This window comes from Aphanizomenon sp. UHCC 0183 (genome assembly GCF_009712065.1).
Taxonomy (GTDB): domain Bacteria; phylum Cyanobacteriota; class Cyanobacteriia; order Cyanobacteriales; family Nostocaceae; genus Dolichospermum; species Dolichospermum heterosporum.
The window spans coordinates 65,795-87,555 of sequence record NZ_VILC01000012.1 but is presented as its reverse complement, the minus strand read 5'-3'; the positions used below and the strand labels follow the sequence as shown (position 1 = coordinate 87,555).

General features: G+C 36.1%; 19 protein-coding genes. 5 read left to right on the top strand and 14 right to left on the bottom strand.

Annotated features, from left to right (window positions below):
* Nucleotides 1-39: 39 nt before the first annotated feature.
* The 5 genes from FJR37_RS06345 to FJR37_RS06325 all read right to left on the bottom strand — a co-directional run bounded on the left by FJR37_RS06345 (nucleotide 40) and on the right by FJR37_RS06325 (nucleotide 7,454).
* Complete coding sequence (locus tag FJR37_RS06345) at nucleotides 40-1,350, bottom strand: tetratricopeptide repeat protein (protein ID WP_168465592.1); 1,311 nt, start codon at nucleotides 1,348-1,350, stop codon at nucleotides 40-42.
* 80 nt (nucleotides 1,351-1,430) lie between these two features.
* A complete protein-coding gene (locus tag FJR37_RS06340; protein WP_168465591.1) occupies nucleotides 1,431-4,529 on the bottom strand; it encodes a plasmid replication protein, CyRepA1 family in 3,099 nt (1,032 codons plus the stop codon).
* Between the two features lie 333 nt (nucleotides 4,530-4,862).
* Nucleotides 4,863-5,258 (bottom strand): type II toxin-antitoxin system VapC family toxin, encoded by a 396-nt coding sequence (locus tag FJR37_RS06335; RefSeq protein ID WP_072033674.1) that lies wholly within the window; start codon nucleotides 5,256-5,258, stop codon nucleotides 4,863-4,865.
* Between the two features lie 3 nt (nucleotides 5,259-5,261).
* Nucleotides 5,262-5,483 carry an antitoxin family protein gene (locus FJR37_RS06330; protein WP_039204950.1) on the bottom strand — a complete coding sequence of 74 codons (222 nt, stop codon included), beginning with the start codon at nucleotides 5,481-5,483 and terminating at the stop codon, nucleotides 5,262-5,264.
* Nucleotides 5,484-5,819: 336 nt separating this feature from the next.
* Nucleotides 5,820-7,454: a Ppx/GppA phosphatase family protein gene (locus FJR37_RS06325; protein WP_168465590.1), complete on the bottom strand. Its 1,635-nt coding sequence runs from the start codon at nucleotides 7,452-7,454 to the stop codon at nucleotides 5,820-5,822.
* Between the two features lie 84 nt (nucleotides 7,455-7,538).
* Between FJR37_RS06325 and FJR37_RS06320 the strand changes: the two genes are divergently transcribed.
* From FJR37_RS06320 to FJR37_RS06305, 4 genes are all read left to right on the top strand, one after another.
* Complete coding sequence (locus FJR37_RS06320) at nucleotides 7,539-8,420, top strand: 4-hydroxybenzoate solanesyltransferase (RefSeq protein WP_039204947.1); 882 nt, start codon at nucleotides 7,539-7,541, stop codon at nucleotides 8,418-8,420.
* A gap of 125 nt (nucleotides 8,421-8,545) precedes the next feature.
* Nucleotides 8,546-9,124 (top strand): hypothetical protein, encoded by a 579-nt coding sequence (locus FJR37_RS06315; RefSeq protein WP_152608985.1) that lies wholly within the window; start codon nucleotides 8,546-8,548, stop codon nucleotides 9,122-9,124.
* 208 nt (nucleotides 9,125-9,332) lie between these two features.
* On the top strand, nucleotides 9,333-9,524 hold the full coding sequence (locus tag FJR37_RS06310) for a hypothetical protein (protein ID WP_052150097.1): 192 nt from the start codon (nucleotides 9,333-9,335) through the stop codon (nucleotides 9,522-9,524).
* 874 nt (nucleotides 9,525-10,398) lie between these two features.
* Nucleotides 10,399-10,626: a type II toxin-antitoxin system HicB family antitoxin gene (locus tag FJR37_RS06305; protein WP_168465589.1), complete on the top strand. Its 228-nt coding sequence runs from the start codon at nucleotides 10,399-10,401 to the stop codon at nucleotides 10,624-10,626.
* A gap of 59 nt (nucleotides 10,627-10,685) precedes the next feature.
* Here the strand turns inward: FJR37_RS06305 and FJR37_RS06300 are convergent, their stop codons facing one another.
* The 5 genes from FJR37_RS06300 to FJR37_RS06280 all read right to left on the bottom strand — a co-directional run bounded on the left by FJR37_RS06300 (nucleotide 10,686) and on the right by FJR37_RS06280 (nucleotide 15,664).
* Entirely contained in the window at nucleotides 10,686-11,018 is a 333-nt protein-coding gene (locus FJR37_RS06300; RefSeq protein WP_053537750.1) for a DUF86 domain-containing protein, read from the bottom strand.
* A complete protein-coding gene (locus FJR37_RS06295) occupies nucleotides 11,015-11,305 on the bottom strand; it encodes a nucleotidyltransferase family protein (protein WP_053537749.1) in 291 nt (96 codons plus the stop codon). Before FJR37_RS06295 ends, FJR37_RS06300 begins: the two co-directional genes overlap by 4 nt.
* A 337-nt stretch (nucleotides 11,306-11,642) precedes the next feature.
* On the bottom strand, nucleotides 11,643-13,400 hold the full coding sequence (argS, locus tag FJR37_RS06290; protein ID WP_168465588.1) for an arginine--tRNA ligase: 1,758 nt from the start codon (nucleotides 13,398-13,400) through the stop codon (nucleotides 11,643-11,645).
* A 171-nt stretch (nucleotides 13,401-13,571) separates the two neighbouring features.
* Nucleotides 13,572-14,015: a DUF29 domain-containing protein gene (locus FJR37_RS06285; protein ID WP_096663115.1), complete on the bottom strand. Its 444-nt coding sequence runs from the start codon at nucleotides 14,013-14,015 to the stop codon at nucleotides 13,572-13,574.
* Nucleotides 14,016-14,212: 197 nt separating this feature from the next.
* A complete protein-coding gene (locus FJR37_RS06280) occupies nucleotides 14,213-15,664 on the bottom strand; it encodes an MFS transporter (RefSeq protein ID WP_168465587.1) in 1,452 nt (483 codons plus the stop codon).
* Between the two features lie 71 nt (nucleotides 15,665-15,735).
* On the opposite strand from FJR37_RS06280, the gene FJR37_RS06275 reads away from it, so the two are divergent.
* The gene (locus tag FJR37_RS06275) at nucleotides 15,736-16,251 is read left to right on the top strand and encodes a phosphoribosyltransferase (RefSeq protein ID WP_168465586.1); all 516 of its coding nucleotides are present in this window, start codon (nucleotides 15,736-15,738) and stop codon (nucleotides 16,249-16,251) included.
* A gap of 16 nt (nucleotides 16,252-16,267) precedes the next feature.
* Here FJR37_RS06275 and FJR37_RS06270 read toward each other — a convergent pair whose 3' ends face one another.
* The 4 genes from FJR37_RS06270 to FJR37_RS06255 all read right to left on the bottom strand — a co-directional run bounded on the left by FJR37_RS06270 (nucleotide 16,268) and on the right by FJR37_RS06255 (nucleotide 21,713).
* Complete coding sequence (locus tag FJR37_RS06270; protein WP_168465585.1) at nucleotides 16,268-18,997, bottom strand: DEAD/DEAH box helicase; 2,730 nt, start codon at nucleotides 18,995-18,997, stop codon at nucleotides 16,268-16,270.
* Nucleotides 18,994-20,649 (bottom strand): site-specific DNA-methyltransferase, encoded by a 1,656-nt coding sequence (locus FJR37_RS06265; protein WP_168465584.1) that lies wholly within the window; start codon nucleotides 20,647-20,649, stop codon nucleotides 18,994-18,996. Before FJR37_RS06265 ends, FJR37_RS06270 begins: the two co-directional genes overlap by 4 nt.
* A gap of 196 nt (nucleotides 20,650-20,845) precedes the next feature.
* Nucleotides 20,846-21,058 carry a hypothetical protein gene (locus tag FJR37_RS06260; RefSeq protein WP_168465583.1) on the bottom strand — a complete coding sequence of 71 codons (213 nt, stop codon included), beginning with the start codon at nucleotides 21,056-21,058 and terminating at the stop codon, nucleotides 20,846-20,848.
* 268 nt (nucleotides 21,059-21,326) lie between these two features.
* Nucleotides 21,327-21,713, bottom strand: a complete 387-nt coding sequence (locus tag FJR37_RS06255; RefSeq protein ID WP_168465582.1) for a hypothetical protein — start codon at nucleotides 21,711-21,713, stop codon at nucleotides 21,327-21,329.
* Between the last annotated feature and the right edge of the window lie 48 nt (nucleotides 21,714-21,761).

Here is a 21,761-nt window from a genome sequence, read left to right as displayed (position 1 = left end):
CCCCCTACTCCCCTACCCCCCTACTCCCCTAACCCCTATTCAAGACTGAGACATTCTGGAAATCAGATTGGTAATCTCCTGATAATACCGCGTATTTCCTGACTGAGAATAGAGATCAGCGGATTTACGAAAATCGGCGATCGCATCTAACTGATTACCTAAATGTTTATGGATATCTGCTCTGACTAAATAAGCTAAAGAATAACGGGGCTGTAATTGTATCGCTTGGTTTAAATCTGCTAATGCGTTATTTAAGTCTCCGACTAGAAAGCGACTCCGACCTCGATTAAACCAATCTTCGGCTAAACTGGGGTTAATGCTGATAGCTTGAGTATAATCTGATATGGCTTTTTGATATTCTTTCAGGGCATAACGAGCATTAGCGCGATCGCTATAAAATACAGCAGACTGGTGATTTAAGCGTAAAGCCTCTGTGAAATCACTAACTGCACCAGCAAAATCTTTAACTGTATAACGACTATTACCTCGATGATAATAAGCAGCTAAAAAATCTGTATCTATTAGTAAGGCTTGATTATAGTCTTGAATAGCCATTTGTATATTACCTAACAACTTATGAGCATCACCTCGCTTACAATAAGCCGGGGCAAATTCTGGAGACACTTCTATAGCTTGAGTATAATCTGTAACTGCATTAACAAAGTCTTGCATAGCCTCTCGTACCATTCCCCGTCCATAATACGCTGTAGCTAAATGGGGATTGATTTGTAATGCTTGGTTATAATCTTTAACTGCATTTTCATAATTTCCTAATTGATGATGTGCATTAGCTCGAAAACCATATACTAAAGCTAATGTGGGATTAATTTGTAATGCTTGGTTATAATCTTGAATAGCACTTTCATAATCTCCCAAGTTGCTATAGACTAAACCTCGTTCATAGTATGCTTGAATATCATCAGGAACTATTTTTAATGCTTGATTAAAGTTAGCGATCGCTTGGTGATAATCTTGAATACGAGCATAAACTAAACCGCGATTGTAGTAAGCTGCACCAAATTTAGGATTAATTTCTAGAGAAAAATTATAATTAGAAAGCGCATTTTCATATTCTTGCAAAGCATAATAGCTATTACCAAGATTATGATAGGCTTCCGCAAAATTAGGATTTATTTTTATACATTGATTATAATCAGCAATAGCTTTTTCATAATTCCCTAAAATATGAAAAATATTACCTCGATTAATATAAGCTATCGAAAAATCAGGGTATAATTCCAAAACTGTATCAAAATTAGCGATCGCTTGTTGATAATTACCATCATGATAATGATCTAAACCCTGTTGGTGCAAAGCATTAACAACATCAAAATTGATATTCTTATTCATTTTGTCACTTATAGGCGCACAAACTAGATTCTACCACAGATCCCCGACTTCTTTGAGAAGTCGGGGATCTGTTTTTTTGGTCAACTTATCAACACAGTTTCATACTGAGACTTCCTAGATAAATCCACTATTTCTCGTTCCATATTATGTAAAGAAGTTAACATCAAATCATCACGGTGTTGCCAAACTGTAAATATTTTATCTCTACCATCATTGAGAGTTTCTAAATCAATTTTATAACCATCATTGACTTGTTGCAACTTCAAACCCAACAAACTTAAAAGTCTGTTTAATAACTTAATTCCCGCAACAGATTCCTTACCTCTAACTAAATCAATTCCTAAAGCGCGTTTAATATGTCTACTACTTTGTATAGCCACATTTTTCAACCAAATCAAGTCAGCATCATTTTCAGTAAATACCCTTTCTATTTCCAAAAATTGCATTATTCCCAAAGCCCGCATAGCTTCCACTTTGAGCGTATAAGTTCTTAAATCTGGCAGAAAAACCTTACCCTCACCCCACAATAATTGCTGACTCCATTCTTGTTGATCTTTGACATGAAAATATTCACTTTCATGAGTTAAATAATAATGAATTAACAATTGCCCATAATATCCTTTTTCGTCTTGTAATTTCAGTTGAGGAGTAACTACAATTCCATACCTTTGTCTGAGAATATATTTATTAACTTGATGACGTTCTGCATTACTGAGAGAATGTTTAGTCAATAGTTGTTCATATTCTACATAGTTAATATCTTTGGCTGTAGCTACAGAATTGGCTGCTGCTAATTGATTCTGCTGTTTAATGTCCTTGATTTTGCGTTTAATTTCTTTAGCTTTTTGACGACTTTGCGCCCAATCTTTTTGCACTTTCACAATTTCGACAATTAACCGTTTACGATTTTCTAAATCACTAGGTTCAGTGGCAAAAAAGGCTAAACGTAAATCACGGAGAATGTTGTTTTGTACTTCATTACTTCGCATTTGAATATAATGACCATCAGCTATCAATCCATCTTGCATAGATTGCCGATAAAGACGAATAGAGGCATTTACCCTAGCAGATAATTTTGCCCAAGTACGTAAATGAATGGGATCATAAACTAAAGGTAAATCTACATCTATTTTGTGTAAAGGACTTAATAAAGCCAAATTTTCTTTTTGATTTTCTTGATACCAATGAGATAGTAACCGATAATTTGTACTACCACTACCAATTAAGCCAATACCGCGTTTAGCACACCAAATCACACGGGGAACATTATCTCTAACTCTTGCTAAAGCTTGACGGGCTTCTGAGTCAGGAATTACTCCTTGAAAAATACCATAAACTCGGTCAAAATGTTGGACATCAATACTAATTCCTGTTCCCAAACTAGGGGTAACAAAAACAGTATCATAATCAGTAATTTTTTGATTTATTGCTGCTATCAAATCAACGGCTGCATGACCAGGTGTATTAGTAGTATGACTGCTAACTACCAGGGTTTCAGGAAATTCTCTTCTGAGTTTTTGTAACCGTTCCCTTAAATAACGTTCAATGGTTTCACAACTGTAACGTCCAGAACGACTATCGGTAGTTACATAGCATCTTCGTCCAGCAATTAGGTCTAATTCCAGTTGATGAATTAGGGGTGTAGGATTGGGTGAATCATAAAAAGTTGTATCCCAACCTTTTGCCGGTTTCCACTCATTGACAACTACCCAAGGGGTTAATTTAATTCCTGATAAAGTCTGTAAATATTCTAAAGATACATCTGATAAATCGGCATCTTGGGCAATGATTAATCCTCCAGTTGTGAGAATTGTAGAAATTAGTTGTTGAAAAATGCGGAGAATTTTAACTCGTTTTTGTTTACAGGTATTGCTATTGAGTAAATGCCATAAAGATTGTTCAACTTCATCTAAAATTAATATTGCACCGCGCCAATCTTCGGGTTTTAATTTCCAAATTGAATCTACACATAATCCTAAAGATGGTGTAATTGCTAAAGGATAAGTAACAGGTACTTCATCAGCTTTTATACTCCATTCTTGATGTTCAAAACCCCATTTAATGCCGATTTTATCACATAAAAACCGTCCTAAGATGATTCTATGGGTAATTAATAAAACTGGTTGATTATTGTTTTTTGCTTGTTGAACAATGCTTTGTAGGGCTGTGGTTTTACCTGTACCTTTTGCTGATTTAACTCCCACTAAACCAGAGGTAGGAAAGGCAATGTTTCCCAAATAAGGACGGTTAATAGTAAGTGCTGCCGGAATTGTTAACTCTGTATGGGGTTTGGTTTGGGCAATATAAATATCTAAATCTACACTTTGACGATAAATTTTATCAAATGCTGTTGCACTTTTAGCAATGATAAATTCATCAACTCCTTTTTCTTTTCCTGGAAGTTCGACAACTTTAACAGGGCAGTTTTGTTGTTGAAATAAATAACCGAGTTGGGAAATAGCATTATTTACAGCGGCAATTTTTTTGGCTTGAGTTTCAAAATCAAAACAAATATAAAAATCGCGCTTTGTATTTGTAAATGCGGCTAAATCAGGGATTAATTGCCGACGGGTAACTTTGCCAAATTCATCTTTAATGACCCGATAACCGCTATTAATACCAGGAATCGCAATCGCAACATATCCCTGAGTTAAAAGGGCTGCGGCTTTTTTCACACCTTCACAAATAACAATAGCTATTTTATTTTTAATTACCCATGACCAAAAGCCTTCGGCTTCACCATCATGATTAATGGTGATATTTTCCGGTAAACTTAAGTTGTAACGTTGTCCAACTTCTTGCCAAATTTGTAAGGGTATGCGTAAACAAAATATGCGTGTGGGTGTGCTGGGAGGATGTTCATATTTGATGGATTTACCTTTTTGATTTTGTCGCGGTTGGTTGGGCTTAAAACATCCCCATTCCATATTGTGCCAATTGTTGAGGGGGTCTAGTCCCGAACACCACCAACCACCTGCGGTAACATGATGATAACGCTGCAACCAAGCATTTCTAATCATCCCTGTATTGGTGCGAGGGAGTTGGTCAGAAATTAGCAAATATTCATAAGCACTGATGCCCTGAAGCGATTTAAAGTTTAAAAGAATTAAGTCTAAGTTTATACCACTGTTCTTGACTAATTCTTCAAGGTGTTGTGGATGTAAAGAAGGCAGATACATAAGCTGAAGCAGCTAAGGAAGATAACAAGATCAAAACTTTAGCACGCCTCGGCTGATTTTTTATAAAAGAAATTTCTGTTTTTAAGTGTTATCTTTTTTACTTTGTTTTGATAAATACTTCTGTGAATATATCAATGTGTGGTTAGGGCTGTGCAACCGTAAATATAATAAATTTGTATTGTGATATTTATATATATATAATTTTTGGTTATAGGTATTAGCTGTGAGGCTAGTTCATAATTAACCTATCTATGAGTCATTTTCTTTAAAGTCTATTAAAGCCCTCTTAAGGTGGGCATTACCCACTTTACAATACTTAAATTTTTATGTAGATTATGGAACAACTTGAACCGAACCAAACTGACGAAAATGGTAATCAAACGCAAATGCTTTCATAATTCCCAGCTTTTCCATGACAACTTTACTACTAGAATCCGTAAAACTCCATTCTTTATCAGAATAATCACGAAATAGTTGCCAAGTTAAATGGATATCTTCCTCTGTTAAATAATAGATGGTTGCTAATTTACCTGAAAAGAAAGCTTCACCTAAAATAATAGATCGTTTTGTTTCTCTTCTTGCTCTTAATAAAGTCAATGTTTCATCAATTACGTAGTCAGTCGTTAATAAAGTTTCTTTGTTATTAGTTAACCATAAAATAGCATTTTGATGCTCGGAATCAGCAGGAACAATACTAGCAAACCAAGCACCCGTATCAACAAAAATCATAAACTATTTGGAATATAAAACTTGATCATGATCTAAACCTGAGAAAGTATCTGTTTTTCCTTCTAAAGGCAGTTCAGCAATCTCTTGTAAAATTTCTAAGGGGTTTTTATGTTGAGAATAAGATTCTAGAGGAATAATAATTACTTGTACTTTACTTCCTTCTGGTAGTGTTATTGGTTCTGATAACCTCAATGTTCCTTGTTCATAAATAGCTTCTACTGGCATAGAATTTATCCTGGAATTTGATTACTTAAATTATAGCATCATCTCGGAGGGATTTTCCGCATTTGGCAACGGAAGCATCCCTACGGTAATATAGCGGTTATCGCGCTTGATGCAATATAATTAAGGGCGGGGAAACCTACAGGTTTTGCGATTTATGTATCTCACAAAGAGTGCATACGGCTAAGTAGGTGAACACAATAAAACCAAAGTGTGTAAAGAAAAGTAAAATCGCCCAAAGCTTCTTCACTCTTGCATCTGGTTACTGAGCGAAGTCGAAGTATTGCCTCTTACCTTCCCATAACGACAATTTTCAATGCTAACCTACTTGTAGCAACTTTATCTATTAATTAATGTTGCTACGAATCTTAAACCAAATTCTTCTTCAAAAACTCCTTTTTTGTAATCTAAACTCCACATTTCTAAGGCACATTCATCATCAATGGTAGATGGAAATATGGACATCTTAAATTCTTTGAAGTTGGGAATATAGTCACATTGAACATGAGAAATAGCTCCTATTTGTCTTCTGTCTAAAGCCACAGCTAATCTTAAGATTGCGCTGAGTTGATTAACCATTGTCCGATGTTCTTTGTGGAGTAGATTTCGATAGCTGTCGTGCTTTTTCTTGGGTGGAGATTTGCGGTGATAACGGGCTATATTGGCGATGAGTTCGATTTCGGTTTCGTTATAACCGAGTAATTCACTATTTCTAATTAAGTAGTATGAATGTTTGTGGTGTGATGAATGACTGACATAGTGACCACAATTGTGTAAAATGGCAGCAGCCCATAGTAATTGGCGTTGATCTGCATTCCAATAATGTAGTTGTCCTTTGGTTTGGTCAAATATATCTAACGCAAAAGCGGTAACGCGAGCGCTATGTTCTAAGTTAGTTTGGTATTTTTTGGCAGTTTTTAATACACTGCGTTCTCGAATGGAACTTTGAAACCGTAGTCTGTTGTCAATGAAGCCATGAGTCAGCATCCAGTCTACAATTACGCCTTCTCGAAGAGAACGTTCACATACTGTTAAGGATTCGACTCCTAACAAGGTCATTGCTTCCTGTAAAATTACTGCTCCTGAAAGTATCACTTCTGACCTCTTTTCTGGCATTCCGGCGATCGCCGCCCGTTCCACATTGGTCATTTTGCGGAGGCGATTTACCCAGGTTCGCAAGTCTTGAAGACTGAATTGATAGCCGTTGAGGGTGGTGGGAATAAGACCTAATTTTTCCCGCACATGGATGGTAGCAATGGTTTCTATTGTCCCAGATGTGCCGATTAACTGGGGAGAATCGCCAATTTTGAGTTTTCCTTGGACTTCTTCTACAGAACGTTCTAGCATTCCTCTAGCGTAGGCTTGGAGGTATTTAAATTCGGTTTCGCTGATGGGATCTGAGGCGATTAATTCTCCGGTTAGGCGCACTGCACCAATTTTGGTACTGGTGAGACTACGGGGTTCTTCGCTGTCTCCTAAAATCAATTCTGTTGAACCACCACCAATATCAATGATGATGTGGGGTTTGTTGTTAAATTCCATCCCCGACAAGACACCTAAGTAGATGCGACGGGCTTCTTCTGGTCCAGAAATCAAGTCAACAATTAAGCCAACTTCGATTTCGACTTGATGAAGAAATTCTTTGCCATTGGGAGATTCACGGACTGCACTTGTCGCTACAGCTACAATGCTACTTGTTCCTAAGCTTTCAGCAAGGGTTTTGAATCTGCCTAAACAGGCGATCGCTTTACTCATAACTTCTGGTTTTAAGTCGCCAGTAATTAAATTGCGATCGCCTAATCTCACCGTTTCCTTTTCTCTGGCAATAATGGTAAAAGATGGTAAAGTTGCTTCAATTTTTACCACCACCATGTGCAAAGAATTTGTACCAATATCAATGGCTGCAATCATCTGATTTTCTGGAACTGATTGACTGGGTGTGTTCTCCCAATTAGCCGAGACGGAATTTACCATTTTTTGTGCTTGCGAATAGGGACTGGAGGAGAAATAGCAAATAAGGATATTCTATAAATGTAAAGATATGTTAAATGACCAAATATGTTGGAGACACCAAAAACCAACCAAGAACCATTATGGCTTGTAATTATCCGGCTGTTAAGGTGGAATAAACCGGAAGGTAGGTTAATTCTGATGATACCCGCATTATGGGCTGTATTCTTAGCCGCTGGCGGTAAACCGCCTATCCCCCTAGTAGGAGTAATTATTTGCGGTAGTATGGCGACCAGTGCGGCTGGTTGTGTGGTTAATGATTTATGGGACAGAGATATTGATCCCCAAGTTGAGAGAACACGCGATCGCCCCCTGGCATCTCGCGCCCTTTCCGTTAAAATTGGGATTGTGGTGGGGATAGTCTCCCTCGCCTGTGCCGCAGTTATCGCCTTCTATCTTAATCCATTAAGCTTCTGGTTGTCTGTGGCCGCCGTTCCGGTTATCGTCCTTTATCCTGGCGCAAAACGGGTATTTCCTGTTCCTCAATTGGTGCTTTCCATAGCTTGGGGTTTTGCGGTTTTAATTAGTTGGAGTGCAGTTACAGCCAATATTACAGCGCCGACGTGGTTACTTTGGGGGGCGACGGTACTATGGACATTAGGATTTGATACGATCTATGCGATGAGCGATCGCATAGACGATAAACGTATAGGTATTAATTCTAGTGCTATATTCTTTGGTAAATATGCCCCGACAGCGATCGCTATTTTCCTCATGGGGACAGTTATTCTCCTAGCTGGAGTAGGTGTATTAGTTCACTTAAAGACAGCATTTTGGATCAGTTTAATCTTCGCCACCATCGGTTGGATTTGGCAAATTATGCGCTTACAACAGCCAAAAATACCTCACCCTGCCTATGGGGAAATGTTTCGTCAAAACGTCTGGATTGGTTTTTTAATTTTGGCAGGAATGATCATTGGTTCTTTTTAAATTTGTCATCAATTTAACCAAATCAAAATTTTCCTGTCAATCTAACTCAGGCTAGATTAAAACTATCAGGACTACTGTTTTAAAGGTTGGGATAGTAATCTACCAGCTAGATGCAACCCAACCAAATGAATCAATCTATTTTAGTTAAACTCGCTACAATAATTCTACTGTCCCTGGGTAGTTTTGGTCTAGTTATTGGGGGTTTCCTGATTAATAAAGCTACTAGTAAAACCAAACAACTACAGCCAATTACTGATACATCACAATATCAAGAAATTCGTCATCACAAATGGGCTGATCTTCAACAAATTCAACATTTTCCTGGACAAATTCCTAGTGATGCTCAAGTTTTACAAATGGCTTATTCTCCCGGAATTACACCCGAAAGTAGTTCTTTACAAATTCGTCTCAAAGAACCACAAACAAAAATCAAAAACCTGCTGAAACAATACAAAAAAATCTCTCAGCATCAATACCAGGGTGGGAATACAAATAATCATAGTAACCAACCCAACGGCGTACCGACAACATTCTTTTATACTAGCGATTCAGAAACAGAAACTTTTCCTAGCAGTTATGAAATATTGGTATTAAAAGCTGAAGATAAAAGCCAACCCGGTACAAAATGGAATCATGGTAATAGTCATGGAGTCGCAATTGATATTGCATCTTCAGAAATTATCTACTGGGCGGAAAAATGGTAAAAGCATGAGGAAATTTAAGCACTGAAAAATAGAATTTATATTTGATTTGTGTTAGCGTAGAGTCCCGTAGGGATACATTGCAAAATTCAAATCCCCGACTTCTTAAAGAAGTCGGGGATCTTGTTTTATGTAGCCTTTAGATTTCCCTCCTCAACGAAGATGTCAGAAAGTAATACCAAAATTACAAACTGCTTATGATGATGGAACTTTGAAAGATTTAACTTGGGGTTATTCTGAAGCTGAAAATGATCCTGATGTAGAATTAAAAGCTTTTACTGCGGTGTTAAATGGTGACAGTGACGCTTCCAAAGCATTTCAAAATTCTTCTTGTGCGGTCAAAAACGGTAGTAATTTAACTTGTACTGTTGATATTTTCAAGGTATTTAAAGCCAGGGAATAAATTCCCTGTCTGAAAGCTAAAGTCGGTTGAAACCGACTGAATGGAAGAATTTTTTAGTCCGTTTTAACGGACTTGGGCTATTAGACTGGGAATTTATTCCCAGACGAGTTATGAAACAAACCAAAAATTAACCAATTACCAAATTATCAAATAACAGGAGTATCATCTATAAAATTACACAAATTATCCCATTTATTATTATTATTTTTTCTCTTATTTCCCGATTCTCCGATTATTATCACTGGTTGTATTTCTTCCCTATTCGCACGCAAACCAGGGATATTATCAGAATCAGAATTAAAGAATGTCTTAAAAGAAATTACAGTTAAAGTCCTAGTTGATGATAAGGAAACTGCATCAGGAACGATTATTAAAAAACAAAACGGTTTTTATACTGTTCTCACTAATTATCATGTGAGAGGATGTTTGAAAAGTATCAGAATTAATCGAGATCCCCCCAACCCTCCTTTGTAAGGGGGGCTAAATTCCTCAAAGTCCCCCTTTTTAAGGGGGATTTAGGGGGATCTGCGGGTGTCAGATCCCACACGAAAAAGTTTTCAAACAACCTCTGAGAGAAAATGGTAAATTTAACCGCAATGCTAACTCTAAATAAACCTACATTTATCTTTATTACCTAGTGATCCGATTACCATATCTGGTAAAGATGGAGATGATGCTAAACTATATATAGAAAAAGAAGTTACCGAAAAATTAGCAAAATTAGGCGTTGCTGAATCGAGGTATGAAATTCCCAAATTGAATCTTTAAAACTCAAACCTCAGTGCGTCTTTGCGCCTTTGCGTGAGACTAAAATTCATACCCTTAATCAGCAACGCCCAAAATTAAAATCAATTCAAGAAGAGGAGTCAGAAGAATGAATTTACATTACACAATTATTATTCAATGGAGTAGTGAAGATAAATGTTATTCAGTTCATTTACCAGAATTTCCTACTCAAAAATATCATACTCATGGTGATACTTATGAGGAAGCTGTTAAAAATGCTCAGGAAGTTATAGAAATGCTAATTGCCGAATATCAAGAAGATGGTAAACCTTTACCTGTAGTTAAATCTTTGGAACAATTAATGAATGTGGCTTAATATTCAATAACATTAAAATATATTAGCAGGGTTTATCATTACTAAACCCTTACCATCTGTTATAAATTTTCCATAATCGCTGTAACTTGTCTTTTTAAATCAGATAAATTCTGTTCAATAATTTGCCAAACTAAATTAAGATTTACCTTTAAATAATCATGAATTAAAACATCTCGTAAACCTGCCATTTGCTGCCAAGGAACATCAGAATATTTACTTCTCAACTCAGGTGATAATCTTTTTGTTGCTTCCCCAATGATTTCAAAATTGCGAATTACAGCATCTTGAATCATCTTGGTTTGCATAAATTCTTCCTTACCACCTTTTGTATATTCTTCTATTCGTTCAATACATTCTTTAATATTACTTAAATATAAACGCTCATCTTTCATAACGGTACAGCTTCACCTAATACTTTATCTCTAATTAACTCATGTAAATTATCAGGTTCAGCAATATCCACTTTTCGTCCTAGCAATGCTGCTAAATCTTGCATTAAACCAATATAATCAAATAAACTACTTTGTGGTTTTAATTCTACTAAAAAATCTATATCACTATCTGGTGTTGCTTCACCTCTAGCAACAGAACCAAAAACCCGCAAATTATCAGCACCATATTTAGTGGCAATCTTTAATATTTCTTCTCGAAATGGTAGTAATAATTCTCCAATTCCCATAATTTATTTTTGATAAACCTTAACCCTCTCTATTTTATTAGATTACATCAGGAGTTGTCAATATAAAGAGAAAATTCAGCCATTGATAAATGAGAATAATACCGGAATATTATCAAAAAAATACTGAATATGTTTGATATTATGTCAGGGTAAAGCAAAAGCTAAACCCCTACCTACTTCTGAATTCTTTTATAGCAGTATGCACTTGAATCATAAGCCCCCTCCTCGCACCCCCCTCATTCCCCCCGCAGCGGGGGGAAGAAAAGGATAAACTTTTGATATTGGAGGGGGTTGGGGGTGGGGTTCTTGTATTTCACCCAACCAATAACCGCTATATCTACATCCTTTCTAAAACCTTAATTCCCAACAAAGATAATCCCAACTTGAGAGTTTTTGCAGTTAAATCACATAACATTAACCGCGAAGTTCTAGCAGGTTCTTCTGATTTGAGAACAGGGCAATTTTCATAGAACTTGTTAAACTTATCGCTGAGTTGATACAAATAATCACACAAACGATTTGGTAATAAATCCTGTTCTACTTCCTTAATTACCTCATCAAGTTGCAGCAGATGTTTAGCTAAAGTTAATTCTGCATCTTCTCTTAGCAAGATTTGGCGATTTATTCCCAAGTTGGTAAAATCAATATTCCCTTGACGACTAATACCTTGAATTCTCACATAAGCATAGAGAAGATAAGGGGCTGTATTGCCTTTGAGAGATAACATTTTGTCATAACTAAAGACATAACTACTGGTGCGATTTTGGCTTAAATCAGCATATTTAACCGCACTAATCCCCACTACTTCAGCGACATTTTGAATAAACGCTTCTGTTTCTGTCCGTTCATCTTCTTGTAATCTCTTTTCTATGTCTGCACGGGCGCGGTTAATAGCTTCATCTAATAAATCTCGTAACCGCACAGTATCCCCAGAACGAGTTTTAAATTTTTTGCCATCTTCACCTAATACTAACCCAAAAGGAACATGAACTAATTCGACATCATTAGGAATCCAATTTGCCTTTCTTGCGACTTGGAAAAATTGGGTAAAGTGGTTAGATTGTCCTTCGTCTGTCACATAAACAATTCGCTTGGCTTTATCTTCTTGAATCCGATAACCTAAAGCTGCTAAATCTGTGGTTGCGTAGTTATAACCACCATCAGTTTTTTGGACAATTAAGGGTAAAGGACCACCTTCCCTATTTGTAAAACCATCCAAGAAAACACATTTTGCCCCTTGACTTGATTCTAATAATCCTGTTGCTGCTAAATCTTTAACAACTTTTGGTAATAAAGGATTATAAAAAGATTCACCTCTTTCTATTAATTTGATATTCAGTAAATCATAGATGATTTGAAATTCTTGTCGAGATTGTTCACATAACAATTTCCACGCATGAAGTGTATCTTCTGCACCCGCTTGTAATCTCACAACTTCTTGACGGGAAGTTTCTTGAAAAATCGGATCTTCATCAAATCGCTGTTTGGCTTTGCGGTAAAAATTAACTAAATCTCCAATATCTAAAGCATTTGCAGTGGTGAGTGCGTCTGGATAAACTTCCCGCAAATAAGTAATTAACATCCCAAATTGCGTACCCCAATCACCAACATGATTTAACCGCAAAACATCATGACCACAAAATTCTAAAATCCGGGCAATAGAATCACCAATAATGGTAGAACGTAAATGTCCGACGTGCATTTCCTTCGCAATATTCGGACTGGAAAAATCAACAATTTGCTTTTGGGGATTTGTCGCTGTGGGGATTCCCAATCTAGCATCTACCTGAATTGCGTTGAGTTGTGCTTCTAGATAAGATGTTTGTAATTTAAGATTAATAAAACCAGGACCTGCGATTTCTGGAGGTTCACAAATATCAGATACATCTAGTTTACTGACAATTTCCCCAGCGATAATTCGGGGTTGCTTTCCTAACTTTTTACTTAAAGATAAAGCCACATTAGCTTGATAATCACCAAATTTAGGATTACTTGCAGCCACTAAAATTGGATCTGTATTGGTATAATCTGTGCCAAAAGCAGCCACTAAAGCCTGTGCTAATTTGAGTTTTAGTTGTTCTTGTGTAGCATTCATTATGTAAATTGTATCTGTCTCTGCTGTTGAATACTGTGATATTTAAGTAGGTGAACACAATAAAACCAATCTGTGTAAAGAAAAGTAAAATCGCCCAAACCCTCTTCACTCTTGCCTCTTGCATGAGTGCCTCTTGCCTTGCCATAACGACAATTTTTAACGCCCACCTACTTAATCATTTGAGATGTCATTCGGAAACCAGTTGTCATCTAGGGCTTGCAAGAGGCTAATGTGAGCATCTGGGGGAAGTGGACATAACTTAGAAACGGACTTGATAGCGACGGGATGAGCTTTTTCGTAGAACGTTTGTAATTGAGAATAAAGGCTAGGACTATCTTCCAAACGCCCTTGAATTTGGGCGCGAAAGTTGACAATTTCCGCAGCCCAGTGATTACCGGATCTTGTTTTTTCAGATTCCCAGTAAGACAATTTTAGGAGATGTTCTAGAACACGGGTCAACAGACTAATTATGGCGCGTTTGTCGTTTTTTCCCATAATTTCTAGTTCTTCGATTAAGCTATCCCAATCTATGCTGTCAAAATTACGGTTTTGGATGTATTGGATAGTATCTTGTGTCCATTGGTTGTGATCTGTTTCATAAAGAGATGATGTCATGGTTTTTTCTCTAGTATTTGTTTGGAGAGATTTACTTATTGATCATCTAACTTAAAATTAATTATAACATCGAAGAGATAATTTAGATGGAAATAATATTTGATTTTTGCAATATTATGTAAGGTGGGTGTTGCCCACCAAAAAATTTTCTACTCTGTTCACTATTGTTTACCCGCTGGTATAGAACTTTTAAATCTTTATATTCTCTCTCGTTGTGCTTGCAGTTTTAGCATGATTTCTGCGTGCATTTCGCGGGTAATGGGATAGAAATAGACTAAAACCAACCCGGCAATTAAACAAAAAGTTGGTATTGGTCCAACAGCAATCCGAATCGCTAAAAGTGCGGATTCAGGTTGTATAGGTAAAGAACTTTGTCCAGAAACAGCTTCTTTAAAACCATAGGCTTGTAAAGTATTACCGACTAAAAATAGCCCAAAAGCTAAACCAAATTTTTGCAATAAAACCATGAAACCATAGAAAATACCTTCCCGTCGTTGTCCAGTTTGCAATTCATCCAATTCAATCACATCAGGTATCATTGACCAAGGAATTAGATAAGCTGTGGAAACTCCCACACCTGCCATTACAGCCATAACATACATTAAACCAATTTGTTCAGGCTGTAAGAAAAATAATCCAGCAGCGGCAATAATCCAGGAACTCATACCTAGAAAATAAACCAGTTTTTTGCCAATCTTTTTACTTAAATAACTCCAAATAAATAACATAAACAAAGCCGTTCCCTGAACTGCAATCATGACTGTGGGAACATCTCCCTCTTTCAGTTTCATGCAGTTAACGACAAAATAAGGAATAATGCTGGCTGTGATTTGCACACCTAACCAAGAAAAAAGATAAATAGCAATAACAAACAGAAAAGGTTTATTACTAAAGACAATTTTTAGCTGTTCCAGAAAGGGAATTTCTGCTTCTTGTGGTAATTCCATCCGTTTAGCTTCAAAAGCCAAAATGCGATCGCGCACCCCATAAACGCACCAATACAAAGATAAAACCGAAATCACGGTACACACAGCCGCTAAAACTAAATATTGTTGTTGGCGATCGCTAATTTGTGAGAAAATAATTTTTGATAAAATTAATGATAAAATACTGCCACCAATGGAAAACGTAAACCGAAAACTATTTAAACTAGTCCGTTCATCGTAATCCTGAGTTAATTCAGGAGTCATGGCTGTATAGGGCAAATTCACAACAGTAAAAAATGCCTGAGAGACAATGCCAATTACTACATAATACCAAAACAAACACCACATATTAATACTTTTATCGGCAGTAAATTGAGGAACAATCCACTGCAAGAAAAAGAAAAAACCAAAAGGAATTGCCCCATATAAAAGCCAAGGTAAACGACGACCCCAGCGGCGGGATTGGGTTTTATCAGTCAGCATTCCCACCATAGGATCGTTGATACCGTCCCAAATTTTGCCAATCATCAAAATACTACCTGCCAAACCCGCTGGAATTCCTGCCACATTGGTAAAGAAAACCATCATGTAAAATACAGCAATATTTGCAGTAATCGCAGGACCCAAATCTCCCGCACCATAAGCTAATTTAGTTTTAAAATCTAATTTTTCACTTGTCAGAGATTTGTGAAAATCGTTATTATCAGAATTATCTTTAACCATAAATTACACCCTTATGAATTGACAATTGACAACAGATAATTAACAATTATTAACACACCTATTTTAGTCTTATGTCAGACCTTTACATTTCTTGGTCAGATTATCACCACAAAATTGAACAACTGGCTGTAAAGATTTATCAATCGGGTTGGGAATTCAACCAAATCGTCTGTTTAGCCAGAGGGGGACTGCGAGTAGGAGATATTCTCTCCCGCATATACAATCAACCATTAGCAATTTTAGCTACTTCATCTTACAACGGCGCGGGGACATATAAAAGAAGTAATTTAATTATTTCTCGTCAATTAACCATGACTAGTGAAAATTTAGGTTCACGGATTTTGCTAGTAGATGATTTAGTAGACTCTGGTATCACTATTCAAGAAACAGTTCCCTGGCTACAGAAACATCATGATTTTCCCATTCAAGAAATTCGCACCGCTGTAATTTGGTATAAAGCTTGTTCAGTTGTTGTTCCTGACTACCACGTTGATTATCTGGCTGATAATCCTTGGATTCATCAACCTTTTGAACATTACGAATCTATTAGTCCTGCGGAATTGGCAAAAAAGATGAGTCAACGATGATAATTCTTATTATCTGTCATTTTGTTTGAAAGCGATAGCTGCGCTCGCCGAAGGCATCGCCTAAACCTTTGAGAGTCATATTTTGAGCGATCGCATCATGGGGTATCAATACATAAACCCAAGGCTTTCCATTGTGTTGTAGCATATAATCAGAAGCATTTTGACACCATTTAACGGCTACATCCTTCTTAGCAACCACTTGAGGACTATCTATTTCATCTCGATTTTTGGGTTCAAGCATATAGATAATTTCTGCTGTTTCTGCTACAAAATCGGGTTGATATTCTAAATAATTTCCATCCCATTTGTAATAAATTTGAAATTGTCCTCTTGCTGGTTTAAACCATTTTATTGCATCTCGTTCCAAAATTATAGATAATACTCTTTCTGCTTCTGATTGAAATTTTTGTTCTGCATAAAGGCATTTTTCAAAACCTGTAAACAGATATTTGGACATATTGCTTTTATCTGGAGGCGAGGTTCTATAATTTAAATAATTCCTCGCATTTGTGGTATATGCACTCTCTTTTAAGGTTGTAAAACCTTTGCTAATTTCGTATTTGTACTCAACCTTATCATCTTCCCAGAAATGTTTTATCATCTGGTTATGGACAAAGTTAGCAATTTCGATTTGGTTATCAGATAAAACTTTCTGTGTCTCTTCTTCTGATAAGTAAGTGAGAAAATGACTAATAACCTGACTTGCTAAATCATAAAGTAAATCAGCATTTTCATCATAACAAATATCATCAAAATTGACTAAATTTTTGACAATATAGTTTTCTAACTGAAATTCTTCAAAATCGTCTGTCTTGATTTCTAAAGATGTAGAATCATCCGTTGCTAAAGATTGGATATATAATTCTTTTTTGGATGGAACACGATAATTTAAACCTGTCACATCTAAAGCAAAAGACCTAAAACCTGATTTTACTTCCCCTTGGGGAACAACAATAATTTTGGGAATATCAATGGTTTGTTGAATAACTAAATTAGTGGTTTTAGCCACAATATCTGCAATATCTGGTGGTGTGCTTACACCTTCAATTTCTAATTGTTCCGGCTGATATTCTCTAGCTACAGCTTCCCGCACTATTGCTTGAACTTTTGGTGTTGACAGATATGATGCAGTTGGTACTTTTTCTGGCTGATTTTCTAATTTTTGAATTTCTTGGTAAGTCAGGTTTGCAATCTTTTGTTCGATGATAGATGCAAATATAGATGTTTGAATATCTTGGTTTTCTGTTCCTGGAATAGTTATATTTTTTTCACTCTTTTGTTCCGTCGTGATTCCTAAACTTTGGGCAAGTTTTGACTGTGAAACTACTGTTTTGTTTGTTTGTTCTAACTCTTCAGGTGTGAGAATAATTTGTTGCAATCTAATTTCTGATTCTGGGCGTTTTGCTTCTTCCACAATTTCTTGAAATTTGTCATGGGCAACAATATTTAAACGATCTACAATGGTGACACCTGTACGCTTTCCATAAGGTAAACGTAATCCCCTACCAATTGATTGTTTAATCAAAATCTCCGAATTTGCGGCTCTTAATGGTACAATTGTATAAAGGTTAGTCACATCCCAACCTTCCTTTAACATATTCACATGAATAACTATTTCTGTTGGTTCATCTGGATGTTCTACTTTTAGCAATCTTTCTACCATTTCATCTTCTTGAGTGCCTGTTTTACTAGAATCAACTTGAATGACTTTATCTTTGTAAAACCCTGCTGCAAATTCATCAGATTTAATCAGTTCTAAAAGTTGTGTAGCATGGGTAGTATCACGAGCAATAACCAGCATAAATGGCTTAACAATTGGCTTTCCTGTTTGAAGAGCATAAATTTTTAATTCAGCCTTAATATTTTCGTGTAAATAAATTCCATCTTCTAATTTTATTCTTTCAATTGCTCCTGGTGATAAACTGGCAGGATTAAAATCTTTACGAGTAACAACAGCAGGATCTTTAACAAAACCATCTGTAATTGCTTTTCCTAAAGAATATTCATAAATAACATTTTGAAAATATACTGGTTTTTTGCTGGTTTCTATAGAAGGTGTAGCTGTGAGTTCTAAACCCATTAATGGCTTTAATTCATTAATTGCTCGAATACCTGCTGAAGCTCGATATCGGTGCGATTCATCCATTAAAATTACTAAGTCTTTTAATTGAGATAGATAATCAAAATAACTTTCACCAATATATTCAGATAGTCGTTTGATTTTAGGTGTTTTGCCACCGCGCACTTCAGAATTAATTTTTGAGATGTTAAAAATATTGATTTTGCAGGTAATTTGTGGATCTAAAATTGTTCTCGCATTGGTTTCATAGTTATCACCTGTGATAATGATTGGTGAATTGATTGCAAATTCAGAAATACCTGTAAATACATATTTGGGATTATTAGGTGTAAAATCTGTAATTAGTTTATTATAAATTGTTAAATTAGGTGCTAAAACGAAGAAATTCTTGATCCCATGCGCTAAGTTCAGGTAGCTGATAAAAGCCCCCATAAGTCGCGTTTTACCCACACCTGTTGCTAGTGCAAAACACAGCGAAGGGAATTCACGTTCAAAGTCGTTAACTGAGGGAAATTCTTTGTTGATTTTCGCTAAACTTGTTTTTATATCTGATTGTCCATTGATAGATAAAAGTTCACAAATCCGATCTAGAATTTCTAATGATTGGCGTTGCGGTGGGCGCAGACTGAGACGATTAGCAATGTTATTAACAAGTTGATTTATCATAAGTTATCCATGTCAAATAGTGATTTTTGTATAGGTTTTTCTATTGATGGTTTTTCAATTTTTGGAGGTGCTTTAGGCAGGTTTTCAGTTTTCAAACTGTAATCATCATGACCCCATTCACAGCGTGAAAGTATCTGTTGAGGAATTTTTTTGATTGTCAGATTTGGGAATATATCAACTTTGCCACGAAAAGCGCTACATAAAACTAATAATGTGCGTTCTTGTCCTACTTCATCAGCAAGTTGAGATAATTGTTCTTGACTGAGATTTTGGGTAGTGACATAAATAAAATCTCGTTCTGTAGAATAACCATGTTGCCAATAAAATGTATCTGATGGTGAGTATGTAAAGCCTTCAATTTTGCAGAGTGCTTCTGCTAACATGGCGGGGTTATATTCTTTATTAATAATCCAGTTACCCCATTTGTCTTTTTCTAATAATGATGGTGCAAGGCGATAATAACGAAATCCGCCGCCACCTTTCCAGTTTACTGTTTTGCTAATGCCACCTTGATCTTCGCCATCAATTACTTTTTTAAGTCGGGGAATAATATGGGTATGACAATGTTCCCCTAGTTCAATCATGATCCAGCGTCTTCCCATTTTGTGAGCAACTGCACCTGTTGTTCCTGAACCTGCGAAGGAGTCGAGAACAATATCTGATGGATCTGTTGTTATTTGAATAATTCGCGCTAATAGACGCTCAGGCTTGGGTGTAGCAAAAGGATCATCTGAGTTGAAAATATTTGACTCTTTTCTAGCCTCTTGAGTATTGCCAACATCTTGATGTAACCAAATAGTAGATGGTACTTGACCTTCTCGATCTACAGCAACAAAATTCTTAAATCTCGGAACTTTGTTTTGACCACTTTTACCCCAGTAAACTAATCCTTGCTGTTCATTATCTTGATGTCTTTCTTTGTTATAACGCCATACAGCAGTCTCTTTTGGATAAATCTCTTCACCAGTATTAGGATTCGTTATTGGATAGTAAAGATTGGGACGCTCAAATCTATTTTTATTACAAGTGTAGTCAACTGATATCCAATCTCCGCGAGAATCATTATCAAGATTTGATCGCTTTCGCCCAACATTTTCAGATTTTAATAGCTTAGGTCGCCACACTGACTTATCCTTAGCAAAAACTAGTATATGGTCGTGCATATCGCTCAACCATTTAGCATCATTTTGTGGAGAGAACTTCTTTTGCCAGATTACATTAGCAACAAAATTTGTACGTCCAAAAATTTCATCACACATTACTTTTAAATAATGTGCTTCATTATCATCAATTGTAATCCAAATAGAACCATCTTTAGATAATAAATTACGCAAAATTTCTAGACGATCTCTCATTAAGCCAAGCCAGATAGAATGCTCTAAACCATCATCATAATGTTCAAAAGCTGAACCTGTATTATAGGGAGGATCAATAAAAATACATTTAACTTTTCCTGTAAATTCCTGTTCTAAAGCCTTGAGAGCTAATAAGTTATCTCCACGAATTAAACGATTATCAAAAATATCATTTTCACTGACTCGATGTGCAGCATGATGAGATTTTTCAGCATCTTCCAATAAAATTCGCGGTTCTAATTTGGGGCGAATTTCTTTACCAATCCATGTAAGTTCTAGTCTCTGCTTTTTACTCATAATTAGTTCTGATTTTATCTCAAAAATTAAATTTTAAAATCCATGTCAATTAATATTGTTAGATTAAGCTTCTCTGTTAGTTAATTTTTGCATCACTGCACTGGTTAAAGACTTAACATCCGTCAAACTTCTAAAAATAGCAAGATAGCCTTTTTCATCACTAGCAAACTGAGATTCAGCAAGAGTATAAATTAACTCAGCAAGGTCTGTACCAATTAATTCTGGAAAACTCTGTCAAGTCATCTTGAGATAAATTAACTTCTGGTTTATTGATTAGAGACTTATAGCGTCTTGATAAAATATCTAATATAAACAATCTACCATGTTGATAGAAATTTTTACGCCGAGTTTCTGTTTCTGCTTTTCGAGAATCTTCAAAAATCTGATCAAGATATTCAAATATACGCACATAGTGACAAAGTGTAATTCCTGAAAGCTCATATTTTTTTCTAAAGCATCTTCAATATCTTGCTGCAACCGGGAAAAACTATAATAGGACTTACGCACGCTCACTAACTTACCATCATATGAATGAACGAAATTGCGTCGTTTTCGGCTTTGGGAATAACTTATTGAGTAGGGTGCGTCAGATAGAGGAAATCTGTTTTTTACCAAATTATTGGGTCTGACGCACCCTACAAGAGATAAAATCCACATTATATATTTAGAAAACTTTGTCAATGCGTAAGCCCTATATAATTAAATTTTTGAAACCGTTTATGGACAAGATCCCTAATGCCATCACAAAATTTTTTATTATCACCCATGTCGGGAGCATTTCCCGCTTTAGCCTGTACTAACCAAAGCCGATTATTAACCCGATCAAAATAAACTGCATCAATACCATTATCATCTCCTCCATTGATAATCGAGTGAGCAGCTTGAGGGGGAGTAAGATCAGCAAGATTAGCGATCGCAAATGCAGCCAAAGAACGACTTAAACGATTTTTTTTATGTTGTTCTGATGTCCAATTTCTCTGAAGTTGAGGGATCATCGGAAAATAATCCCGTGTCAAAATTTCAATGATTTGAGTCTTTTGGGCTGTGGTATTCGGCTTAGGCATTGAGCGATTAGAATTGTTTTTAATACATCATCCCAGAGTTGGGTACAG